Origin of the sequence: Brevibacillus brevis, assembly GCF_022026395.1 — a bacterium.
In the GTDB taxonomy this organism is placed as follows: Bacteria; Bacillota; Bacilli; order Brevibacillales; family Brevibacillaceae; genus Brevibacillus.
Window position 1 is genome coordinate 4,023,868 of the sequence record NZ_CP041767.1, and the last position, 13,434, is coordinate 4,037,301.

Consider the following 13,434-nt stretch of genomic DNA (forward strand, 5'->3'; position numbering starts at 1 on the left):
TTGTTCGCAAATTTAGTGTTGGGGATGATGCGTTATCGCATTGACTAACTCATTTACCTTTTGCTCTGGGTTTGCTACCAATCCTTCTAAAAGAGCATTCAAGTGCTGCAGCATCCTGCTAATTTCCTTATCGTTGAAGAAACGTCGATAGTAGTTGATATGCAGAACCAAAACTTGTTCATAGAAAAGGATTTCCACTCGTAATGGATGCTCCGTCTGCGCAACCGAATCATAGATGGTAGCGCCGAGGACATCATTAAATCCTCTAAAGACAGAAGAGAAATCAGGAAGCTGTTCGCTTACCAGATAGCTGTCAAATAAAAGCCGATCTCGTGGAATATCGCACCACTCGTATATTTTTTTCAGCGGAGTGTACTCGTATTGACTCGTCTCTACCACTTTCGACTGCATGTTTTGTAGCCAAGACAAGAACCTCATGTTTTGCTCAACGCTCACGCGAATGGGCAAAATATTGAAGAAAAGTCCGACAGAATGTTCGACCTCCATCATCGCTATGCTGCGACCGGAGAAGATCGTACCAAATACAACGTCTTCCTTGCCGCTGTAATGATGGAGCAGCAATGCCCAAGCCCCCTGTACCAATGTATATGGCGTCAGATGATACTTCTTGGACAAGGATAACAGCGCCGAGGAGACTTCTGGCGATACAATGAACCTTTCTTGAGAATAGGGAGGCTCCTCAGCAGACATATTCTTCTTACTCGCTTGTGCCCATTCAAGCGTGGAGCTGGTCATTCCTTTCAGATTCTTCTTCCAAAACAGCTCCGCATCCGTTAAGTCCTGCTGTTTTTGTAGCGCAACATAATCCCGATACGGATATACAGGCACAATATCAATCGCCTTCCCTTGGGAAAACGCTTGATAATATTCGAATAGTCTTTTAACGATCAACGTATAGCTCCAACCATCCTGCAACATCAGATTGAAGACATAAATAAAGTAGTAGACATCCTCTCCTACTTGAATAAGAGCAAGATGCGCATGTGGTGCTTTGCCCATCTCAAATCCTTTTTGTCTTAGCTTTTGAATATAGGATTGCAATTTTTCGTGTTGATTTTCTTCCGGAATGTCCCGCCAATCTTCCTGCTTGATGTGGATATCCACTTTCTCATGAACGATCTGCATCGGTTCATCCAGCTCTTCCCAGATGAAGGAGGTTCGCAAGGCAGGGAATTGTTGGATGAGATGCTGCCATGCATGCTCAAAAGCAGCTACATGGAAAGGGCCGCCCTCTATGCGAAAAGCATGATGAACCACATTCAAACCGGGTTCTGGATGATGCTTGTATCGATAGAGCATATTTTCTTGCATGATCGTCAGCGGATAAACATCCTCCATGTATGGGTTGTCTGCTTTTATCCGATCCAACTGATGCTTATCAAGAGTGGGTAACTCTACTGCTGTTGCCGTTCGCTTCGCACTTTGAGTGGAACCCCCACCTACAACCTCTGCCAGTTCGGCTATGGTTTGGAATTGGAAAATCTGCTGTGGAGTCATTTCCAAACCGAGTTGTTTTGCTCTCGCAACCACTCGAATGGTATGAATGGAGTCCCCGCCCAATCCGAAGAAGTTATTATGTATGCCAACCTTATCCAAGCCCAATATTTCAGCCCAGACATCGGCAAGAATTTTTTCCGTCTCCGTCGTTGGCGGTTCAAAATCCCCTTCCATTTCTGGCACTTCCATAAGCGGCGCAGGAAGCGCTTTGCGGTCCAATTTACCATTCATGTTCACGGGCATTTCCTTGATAAACTCAAAGATAGACGGAACCATGTAATCTGGCAGCTTATCCCGTAAATAACTGCGCAGCTCTGGAATGAACTGGCGAGCAACTCTGTCTGTCAAAGGATCGTTCGCATACGTTTCGATCGGTTGGTAGTTTCTCGCTGGACGATGCCACGCGGTGACCACTGTGTTACGCTGTCTTTTTTCTAGTAAATGCTCAGGTCGGAGCACAGCTTCATAGCTGCCATCCCCGCAATCGCCCATCCAAGCGATATCTACACGGTATCGAAGCTCAGCACCCAACCTCCAAAGCTCCTCCGGGTCTATTCCAGTGCTAGGATGGTTCTGATCTGTTCTCAGCTCTTCCACCGTTTTGAGAGCATCTGGGTCAGCAAGTAATGACTGGTATCGATTCGCCCTGTCCAACCGCGAATTCGGGATTTTCGTAAGTCCTAAGATTTGCGGTTTATATTTGGTCATGATTTGACGAAGTCCATCAATATTTCGGAATCCCTCCTCATGCCAATCCAGCCATGCAAAGTCTTCGATTGTCTGCACTTTTTTGCCGAGATGAAGAATCACATCATAGCGATAGCGAGTTAATTCATTATGATGACTTCCGCGCTTCAGCTTGATTTCTACATGGCTGATTTGATGCAACTGATCTTGAAGCGCATAGAAAAAGGCAGGATCGATAACCAGCTCCTGCTCTTGTCTCATTCGCTTTTGTACGCGGCGTTTCAATTGATCGGTGGTCAATGTCGCCGGTGACTTTTCCATCTCAACCTCAGTGAGGAAGGTTTGCAGTAAAGAAAGATTACGAACATCACCGACAAAGATTGCTCCTTTGTCATTCATGGCATGTATGGCCTTTTTCAGCACATCCAACAGGTAGTTCGCATCCGGGAAATACTGCACGACAGAGTTGAGCACGATCACATCGAACTTCTGTCCCTTTAGTCCACTAAAATCATCCGCATAGCTCTTACGCAGTGTGACATTGGATAAATCCTCTCTTTGGTTGATCAGATTCGCAGTAATATAATCCAAAGCCATCGAAGAAAAATCCGTACCCCAATACTGTTCACAATGAGGCGCAATTCGAGATAGCAACAGCCCTGTACCGCACCCGATCTCGAGTACCTTTTTCGGTTGCAAGGCAAGGATACGATCCACCGTCGAATGGACCCATTCACGCATTTCTTCCGCTAAAAGGGGTTGACCCGTATAACTGCTGTTCCAGCTGGTAATGTTGAAATCGGCTTCATATTTATTTTCATCATCATAGGCTTTATCAAAGACATCCTGCCATTCAGATACCTGTTCCGCAGGAAGTGCTTCTTCTGTTGCCACTTTCAATTTTTCCTTGGACTGAGAATCTGGCACGATATAAGATACCAACTGCTTATGCCCTGGTCGCTGCTCGGATTCATGAACGATCACTGCCGCTTTTTGTACATGTGGATGTTCATCTAGTACAGCTTCAATCTCACCCAGCTCGATACGGAACCCTCTTAGTTTGACCATAAAATCAATGCGCCCCAGATACTCGATCGTTCCATCCGGCATGTAACGGGCCAAGTCACCTGTTTTATAAAGGCGCGCTCCCTCTATTTTGCTGAACGGATCAGGGATGAATTTCTCTTCTGTCAGCTCAGGGCGGTTATAGTATCCGCGAGCCAGTTGCACGCCACCAATGTGCAGCTCACCGGCAACACCGACGGGAACAGGATTCAGGTGCTCGTCTAACAGATAGATTTGGGTGTTTGCCACAGGGCGTCCAATCGGCACTGATCTAAGCTTGCTTCCTTTTTGACACGCCCAGTACGTGACATCAATCGCCGCTTCTGTAGGACCATACAGGTTGTGCAACTCCGCATCGAGACATTCGAAAAAGCGCTCCTGCGTTGAATAAGATAAGGCTTCCCCACTGCAAATGACTCGTCGTAGCGTATCGCAGCCGCTAATTTCCGACTCCTCAAGGAACACTTGCAGCATCGAAGGGACAAAGTGCATGGTGGTAATTTTCTCTTTTTTGATCAGTCGTGCCAGGTAGGTCGTATCTTTGTGACCTTCTGGACGAGCTACTACCATGCAGGCGCCCGTCATTAATGGCCAGAAAAATTCCCATACCGACACATCAAAGCTGAAAGGCGTCTTTTGCATGACCCGGTCGGTTTCATTTAGCTGATATTGTTCCTGCATCCACAAAAGTCGGTTGACGATACCGCGATGAGTGTTCATCGCACCTTTTGGCTTGCCTGTAGAGCCTGAGGTGTAAATCATGTACGCCAAATTGTCGCTGTTGACTTCGATTTCGGGCGCCACATGGTTCTCCAGGTTGATTGTCTCCCAATCTGAATCGAGGCAAATGAGTTGTCCACCGTATTCAGGCAGCGTGTTCTTCAGCCCTTCCGCGGTCAAGAGGAAGGAAGGATTCGCATCCGTGATCATAAAAGCCACCCGATCTTGCGGATAGCTCGGATCTAGGGGAACGTAGGCACCGCCTGCTTTGAGGATACCTAACAGCCCAATAACCATTTCAAAGGAGCGCTCCATATAAATGCCCACAAGCGTTTCCGCTCGTACACCCTGTTTCTGGAGATAGTTCGCCAGTTGATTCGCCCGTTGATCCAATTCACGGTAAGTGAGTTGCTCCTCTTCAAAAATAACGGCTGGCGCATCTGGAGTTTTGACAGCCTGCGCTTCGATTATTTCATGAAGACACATATGTTGCTCTGGGTAGTACGTCTTCGTATCGTTCCATTCAACCAACAACTTTTGCTCTTCAGCCGCGGTCAAAATCGGCAGATCAGCAATCGGCTGGTTCGGATTCGCGACAATACCTGCCAGTACGATTGTAAAGCTCTCCAGTAGACGACTAATTGTCGATTCATTAAAAATATCGGAATTGAACTCAACGTCGAGGTCAAGGATATCTCCTTTTTCTACAACTTGAATCCAGAGATCAAACTTGGAAGTGTTGTTACGGAACTCTTCAAATTTGACCAAGGAAAAGCCTAATGCAGACATGTCCGATTTTTTCGGCATAGGAAAGTTCTGCAACACAAAGCAGACTTCAAATAGTGGATTTTGACTCATATTACGCTCAGGCTGTAATTCATCCACCAATCGTTCAAACGGTACATCTTGATGTCTGTATGCGCTGTTCGCCGTATCTCTCACACGTGACAGCAGTTCTCTAAAGCTTTGATTGCCGGAAACATCCGTTTTGAGAACCAACGTATTTACAAAAAAGCCGACCAAATTCTCTATTTCCACTCGGTTACGGTTCGCTACGGGCACTCCCACCCGGATATCATTTTGCCCGCTGTAACGGTGCAACAATATCTTTAACGCGGTGATCATGACCATATACAGCGTGGCATTTTCTTGCTCGCTCAGCGCTTTTATGGCATGGGAAAGGGAAGAGGGAATCTGTAGTTTTAGGCTTCCTCCTTGAAACGTTTGGATGGGAGGTCGTGTACGGTCTACTGGCAGCTCTAACGCGCTGCTTTCTTTTCCAAGGGTTTCTCTCCAGTAAGAAAGCTGTTTCTCCAGCACTTCTCCTTGAAGCCACTCCCGTTGCCAGATGGAAAAATCCGCATACTGGATCGGAAGCTCAGGCAATGGGGAAGGCTTGCCCGCGAGATATGCCTGATAAAGCAAAACCATCTCTCTGAAGAAAACCCCGACTGACCATCCGTCTATGATGATATGGTGAACGTTCAAAAGTAAGATATTCAAATCCTCGCCGAGTTTGAATAAAGTAACACGCAGCAAGGGTCCTTTGGTTAGATCGAAAACATACATGCTTTCCTCTTTCGCGAGTCGGCGAAACTCATCTTCTCTCTCCGCCTCGGGATATCCAGTAAGATCGACAAGGGGAAAAGGAATTTGCAAGGCAGGAGCAATGAGCTGATACGGCTCTCCGTTTGCGACTTGAAAGGTGGTTCGCAGTGCTTCATGGCGCTTCACAATCTCATTAACGCACCGCTCCATGATGTCTGTGTGAAGCTCACCCGACAGATGGAAGGCCGCAACCACATTATAGGCAGGACTGTTTGGTACCAACTGGTCTAAAAACCATAGTCTCTGCTGGGCAAAAGAGAGGGGCACGAAGCCCTCTCTTGAACGGCGCGGAATTCCCGTCTTTTTCGTCTCCAGTTTTGAGCCTTTCAGCTTTTCCAGCAAGGCCAGTTTCTTCTCGGAAAGCTTTGACCTGCTCTCGGCAAGTATCTCATCTCTTGATTTAGCTGATTCCTTATCATTAATCATCGGATTGCTCCTTCCTACCTGTTGATTCTGCTGCCGTACTTACGAGATGAATTCATCAGCTTAATAGCTCCAAAATTGCCTCTTCTGGAAGTTCATCAATAACAGCAATCAGTTCCTCTTCAATTAGCTCCGCCATTCCTGCAACAGTTGGCGCCGAAAAGAGATTGTCCAGATTCAAATCTACCGGGAAGCTATTTTTCAATCTGGAAATAATCTGAGTGGCCATGATTGAATCGCCGCCGAGGTCTTGGAAGTTTTTGTGGATGTCAACCTTTTTCACGCCAAGTACCTCTTCCCAAGCTGCAGCAATTTTTCTCACAAGTTCGTTACGTGGTGTATCGTCATCTTCAGCATGTATGACATCATGATGGATACCCGAGTTTTGGATTTCTGCCTCCCTCCCATCAGCTTCTTCCGCTTGAACACGAGTTACCTCAGTTGAGTTGGCTAAGTCTGCTGCTCTGTGTTCGTGTTTTTCTGCTGTCAGTTCGGAGGTGGCAGCAGCTTCTTGATGGGTTCGATTTCCTACGACAACTTTGGGTAAACGATAGCGTTCCTTGGTAAAAGGATAGCTCGGAAGACCTGATAGACGGCTCACCATTCCTTTTGGATAGAGCGCTTCCCACTCTATTTCATTACCATGAACCCATAGCTCCGCCAGCTTTTTGATTTTCTTGTTCAGAGCAAGATTGCGGATAAAATCCCTTCCCTCTTCTGTATCGCCGATCTTGATTCCACCCGTTTTGTTTATTTCTCCGATAAACAGATCAGCCGTTTTTGTCCCATTCCCTTGTATGAATTGCTCCAGCAGCGCAATGAGCTGATCTTTGCTGTGAACTACGATTGCTACTCGATGTGCCATGGATTCCCTTGCAGTCTGATAGGTATAAAGGAAATCCGCCAGTTTCACCTCAGGATGCTTCTCTACAAATACCTTTGTTTTCTTGGCATAGGCCACTAATTGCTCACGTGATTCAGCTGACAGCACGAAGACTCCCGTCGCTATCTCTTGACCTTCAACAGGAGCAACGGATCTTACCTTTGATCGATCAAACTCTTCAATTACCAGATGAGCATTGGTGCCGCTGAAGCCAAAAGAGCTGACCGCAGCCAATCGAGAGCCTTTGGAATTGGTCTGCCAGTCTTGCAGCTTGGTATTCACATAAACAGGGCTGTTTTCAAAATCAATGTGTTCATTCTCTTTGACAAAATGGATGGAAGGGGCCATCTTCCTGTTTTTCATGCTGAGTAAAACCTTGATGACACTCAACACCCCAGCCGCCGCTGTGGTATGACCGATATTGGCTTTCAAAGAACCAATTGCGCAGAATCGTTTCTTTGGCGTGAAGTGGCGGAATGATTCACTCAGTGCATGAATCTCTACAGGGTCCCCTAATTTTGTCGCCGTTCCGTGTGCCTCGATATATTGAATGTCTTCCACATCAATCTGTTTTTTCGCGTAAATGGATTTTTGCAGGTCGCTTTGTGCTTGGAAGCTAGGTACGGTAATGCCCAATGTCCGTCCATCCTGATTGGTTCCACTGCCACGGATGACACCATAGATGCTGTCGTTATCCCGTAATGCATCTTGCAATCTTTTTAAGATCACGACGCCAACGCCATCCCCAACGACAATCCCATTCGCACCATTGTCAAACGGGCGGCACTCCCCTGTAGGAGAAAGCATTCTTGCGTTACTCATCGAGATAAACGGAGCAGGGTGGGAGTAAATCGTAATTCCCCCTGCGATAGCCAGATTGACTTCTTCCGTCTTTAGCTTTTGGCAAGCAATATCGATCGCAACCAATGAGGATGAGCAAGCAGTATTCACAGCCAATGCTGGTCCTTTCAGGTCAAGGAAATAGGCGATGCGCGAAGCAAGTATACTCGTATCCGATCCGAGCATGCCAAAATGAGAGAAATCTTGTTCTACTGTCATTCCCGCCATCGCGCCAATGATAGTTCCAACGGGTTGTCCTCTCAGCATGGACGGGGTGTAACCTGCGTCCTCTAACGCTTTATAGCTTTCTTGCAAAAGGATGCGCTGCGTGACATCCATCGATTGGGCTTCGGTAGGAGAAATTTTGAAAAACGCCGGATCAAAATATTCAATATCCTCCATCGCCCCGTATTTAATCGGAATATCAACGAGCCCATTTTCTTTGAAAAAGGCGCGCCAGTCTGGGTTGGTCACTTCTTTGATGCAATCTTTGCCGTGACTGACGAGCTCCCAGAATTCATCCTGCCCCTGAGCACCTGCTGTGCGGCAGGAAATCCCAATGATCGCAATATCATTGGAAGCTGCTTTAGCCGGCTCGAAGGCAATATTTCGGGTTGGGACTCTCTTTGTATATACAGGCTTCTCTTCAAAATGTCTGATTGTCTGCGCTGATTGGTGCTCTGGTAAATGCGTCGCGATGTAGCTCGCCAATGCTTCCAGGGTATTATGTTCAAACACAACACTGGTCGGTAGTTTCAGATGAAACTGGCTATTGATAGCTTCGGATAATTGAACGGCATTGAGAGAGCCGATCCCCAAATCCTTTAGAGTTTCCACTTCTTCCAGCTCTTCTTGTCTCAAGCCTAAAACGGCAGAAAAAGCCTCAATCAGGCCCGTCTTGATTTTTGTCCGATCTGGAATAGACTGATCTGCCGACAAATTATGTTTTGATTCAGAATAATCAGATGAATCTGATTGATTTTGAGCATCCGACGCGAATGGTTTACTTGAACGGAGCTGGCTAGGCTCGCCTTGCTGTAAATGACTAGCAATATAGCCTGCCAATGAATCTAATGTATCGTGTTCAAACACAACGCTGGTCGGTAATTTCAGATTAAATTTGCTATTAATCATTTCGGATAAGGCAACGGCGTTAAGAGAGCCAATTCCCATATCCTTCAAGGTTACTACTTCATCCAATTCTTCAGATTGAAGTCCTAAAACGGTGGCAAAAGCCTCCACCAAGGATTCTTTGATGGTTTCTCTATTCCAAGGAAAGCTGTGATCATACTGATTCGGATTCGGGAGAGTTCTCGTTTGCTGTTTCGGATAAGGAATATAACCGCTGTTTACCATTTCCGCTAATGCTTCTGGATACGGTCTTTTCTTCGATATTTTGCTGGCATTCCATTCACAACGCTTCGGGTACGCAAGATGCGGAGCCTTTTTCAGCTTAAACAAACAATAGCTGATCCACCCTCGTTCGAGAGAGATGGATTGATTTACTGTGTTGATATACAAATCTTGAACGGCTTTAGGCAGATGCTTGATGTACTGTTCCACGTCAGGATCATGCAAGGCGTTAGCAATCTGCGGTGATACGTCGATGATTTCATCGATCACTAACTGATGCTCCGCCAAAAGCTCAATCCATTCCTGCACGGTGGGAATGCTGACTTCTACGTTCTGGTCTACGATCGGTCCTCGCGTATTGGCTATGTAATCGATCAACAGAACGGTTCCCTCTTCGTTGAGTGCAGAAGAGATATTGTGAAATAGTCCCTGTTTATTTCGAATATGGAAGCTCACTTCAATCCCGACGATAATATCGTAAAGGTCGGGAAAGGCATCCTTGGAGCTGTCTTTGTTGAAAATTTTCGCACGAGCCCCCAGATTCTTCTGCGCGATTCGTTGATTGCCAAGCTCTGCTTGCGCCTTGGTAATCGTAAATCCGTGGGTTTCGATATGTGGATAAAGCTCTGCTATTTGAATCACATCTGTCCCGTGACCGCATCCGAAGTCCAATACTTTTTTCACACGAGAGAAATTTTCTTTGCAAAAAAGTACCTGGCGCATCTCTACTTGCTTCTCTCTCACCATTTCTCTTTCCAACGGGTATTTTTCCGGGTTCAAAATGACACGGCTCATTGAAAAGCCTGGAATCTTCCTTTCAAATGGACATACGGTCAGGTAATCCTCCGAAAACTCCGCTTCGCTGCTGTTGGCGCTATATGTGTAAATTTCAACGGCTTTGTTTTCGAATTCTGGATGAGCGGATGTCATGCTCGTCTCCCTCCTAGTACGATTCGTTTGATTGCGTTCTATCCAGCACGTTCTCCTCTTAAATGGATAGGTTGGGAGCTTAGCTACTCGGGATAACGCCTTCCCTTCATGCAGCTTCTGCCAAGGGATGGGATTGCCTAGAACCCATAATGTTGCCAGTTCCCCTACATCTTTTGATTCGATTGCCAGCGTAACCCGGTCTGCCATCAATTCTTTGTTTTCCTTGAGATCGCCAAAAAAGCAATGTTCCGTCTCTTCTTGGTGTTCCAACCAGCGTTCCAGTTGCTTTAAAAGCACTGTTTGATTATGGGTGATAACTGCCAAACGGCAAGGCATTTCTTCTCTTCCGATTTGAAGAGTATAGGCTGTATTCGCAACATCCATATGCCTGTTCTTATGTAAATAAGCAATCCAGCGATGAATGTAAGCTTGCAATCTCTCTTTATTCTTGGCCGAAAAGACAAACAGCGCAGGTTCTGAATCGTTTACTCTCCTTGATGATGGAGTGCGGTTGTATTCCTCCACGATAAGATGGGCATTCACTCCACCGCCGCCAAAGCTGGTAATGCCTGCTCGTCGGGGGACTGTTTGCCCATCTACTGTGATCTGCTTCCATTCTGATACCTCTCGCTGCAATTGAAAGGGGAGTTGATCAAAATGAATATTCGGATTCAATTCGTCAGGAATCAGGGTTGGAACCAGCGTCTGATGCTGCAAGGACAAAATCACTTTCATTAGCTGCGACATGCCGGAAGCCGATTCACAATGCCCGATATTCGGCTTGACCGAACCGAGTCGATAGTCCCCTTCTGCTCCTTGACGGTTGTGATAAGCTTTCGTCACTGCTGTCATTTCGACGGCATCGACTATGTCTGATCCATAGGCGGAAGCTTCCAGATAACTAATGGATCGAGGGTCCAGTCCGCTTTCTTCCAACGCCTCTTCCATCACATCTGCAATAGGATTGGGGCTTGGTGTCATATAGCTATTGGCTTTGCCCTTATGGTTGACAGCGGTTCCGCGTATCACCGCATAAATATGGTCCAGGTCCCGCACAGCCTGATCGTAATCCTTGAGAACAACAGCACCTACTCCCTCGCCTGGCACAAAACCTATTCCACCTTTCCCAAAGGCAGCACTGTCAGAAGTATGCGAAATGAGCTGTCCCACAGTCAGACCGAAGTAGGTAAGCGGATGGGTGTACAGATTCACTCCACCAGCAATCGCCATGCTTCCCTTCCCGTTTCGGATGTATTCACATGCTTCATGAATCGCTACGAGAGCTGAGGAACACATCGTATCGATCGGCATACTCGGCCCCTGTAAGTTTAGGTAGTACGAAACCCGATTTACCATCGACGAATACGAGGTTGTCGGAAAGTGCTGGGTGGTTTCCGTGCTATACAAATGAAATCCTTGTTTCGTAATGCCACCAAAAACCCCTGTTCGCTTCCGCAGCTCCGCAGACATCTTCGACGAGGCATAGCCTGCATCTTCTAATGCCTTCCAACACTCTTCTAAATAAAGGCGCTCCTGGGGGTCTATATTTTCTGCTTCTCGCGGAGTCATATGAAAAAATAACGGATCGAACTGATCAAATTCCTCTAAGAAGGCACCCCATTTGCTATAGCTTTTTCCTTGGGAAATGGCATCCTCCCGATTTGGATGATAATACGCTGTCCAATCCCAACGCTTAGCTGGAATTTCTGAGATAGACTTTTTACCCTGAATTAAGTTCTCCCAAAACTCTTCCAGGTTGTTAGCTTGAGCAAAACGCCCACTCATGCCGATAATCGCTATTTTACCGGAGGACGCAGGCTTGGACGCCGTCCTTTGCGAACGAACAGCTGGCGCAAAGGATCTTGTTTTTCTAGGGTTTCGTTTCTCTCCGGTTTTCGGCAATGGGGCAAGCTCAACCTGATCTTCCGTTTGATTTGGCTCCTGCTTGTAATCATCTAATTCTGTGAGCGAAATCAGTGCTTCTCTTTGTGTCTCGAGTAAATGCTCGACTAAGTCATCTACTGTCTGATATTCAAAAAACAAAGTACCGCTGATGGTTTCGCCGAAAATTTTCCGAAATTGATTGATCAGTTGAACAGATAAAATGGAATCCATACCGTACGCCTCTAAAGGCTCAGAAGCATCCATTCGGTTACTCGGCATCTTCAGTGTTTCAGCGATCAGCTGTTTGATGTATTCCGTACTTTTTTCGCGCAGGACATCTTTGCTTGCCCTTCCTTCAGGAGCGAAAGGTATTTCCACTCTCTTGGCTTTTGGCTGTTCAGCATTTACGCTCGTCTTAGGTTTAGGCGGTTGTTTTATTTGCTGTTGGCGGATCACGCCGTCACTTTCGGTCACAATAATCTGCTGTCCCATCGCGTGCGCCTCTTCTGTTGGGAAAAAGACCGACTGAAATCCTTCTTCCTCCAATACTCTCTGCCACGTTGCCGAAGATAACCCAGGGCAGCCTGAAAGGCGCAGCTCTGGGTCTTCGTACAGCCACCAGCCCTCCAGCAAACCAAAGGTAAGATGGAGGAAGAGGGTGTTTTTACTCATTTCATTTAGCAAAAGCAAGCCGTTCTTCTTTAGAACGGCTTTCGCGTTACGCACGGTTTGGCGAATGTTTTTGGTGGCGTGCAGGACATTTGCGGCAATGACGATATCATATCCGCCCAAATCAATTCCTTGTCCAGTCACAGCGTCTTCTACGTTAAAAATCTGATAGGTCAAATACGGATTGCTTGGGCCATACTCTTTTTCTGCATGCATGAAAAAGGCTTTGGAGAGGTCTGTATAGCAATATTCCTGGATATGCTTTTCATACGCCTTTACCTTTTGGAAAACGACGGCACTGGTTCCTCCCGTACCTGCACCAATCTCAAGAATGCGAATTCGGGCCGCAGAATCCTGGTTGAGCCGTTCCTCTACAAAAGCAACCACTGTATCCGCGAGCACTTCATTGAAGTAGTCGGAAACTTTGTTATTTTTGTATACCTTTTCGACTAATTCCATCGATGAATTGGGAAAGATGACCTCTGTAGCCCTCACTTTTCCAGTGAGAATTTGCGGTAAAACACGCATGGTTGCTTCGACTAACTTGACTTGCGCATGCGTATCCGAATTTTTTAGCCAGACTCCTTTTTCTTGTTCCCATTCCTGCCAAACAGCCGTACTGGAAATGGGCGCAGTATCGATCACGGTAGATGTTTCGCTATCGTAAACGAGATAATCATTCCGGGCTAAAACAGAAGCCGTTTCTTCGAGCCACATGTCATATAAGTCAAGCAGGCCGCTTTTTCTTTTGAGATCGCTGAGCGTCTGATTCTTTTCTGCAAAGCAGCCAAGCGACTGCATTTGACCCCACAGTAACTTTAAGAGAAGCTCGTCCATTTTGTTCATACTAGGCA

At 46.5% G+C, this 13,434-nt stretch carries 2 protein-coding genes; both read right to left on the reverse strand.

The genetic code is table 11. From position 1 onward, the window contains the following. Positions 1-12: 12 nt before the first annotated feature. A complete protein-coding gene (locus FO446_RS19295) occupies positions 13-6,024 on the reverse strand; it encodes a non-ribosomal peptide synthetase (RefSeq protein WP_237898815.1) in 6,012 nt (2,003 codons plus the stop codon). 55 nt (positions 6,025-6,079) lie between these two features. Continuing rightward, on the reverse strand, positions 6,080-13,426 hold the full coding sequence (locus tag FO446_RS19300; protein ID WP_237898820.1) for a beta-ketoacyl synthase N-terminal-like domain-containing protein: 7,347 nt from the start codon (positions 13,424-13,426) through the stop codon (positions 6,080-6,082). Between the last annotated feature and the right edge of the window lie 8 nt (positions 13,427-13,434).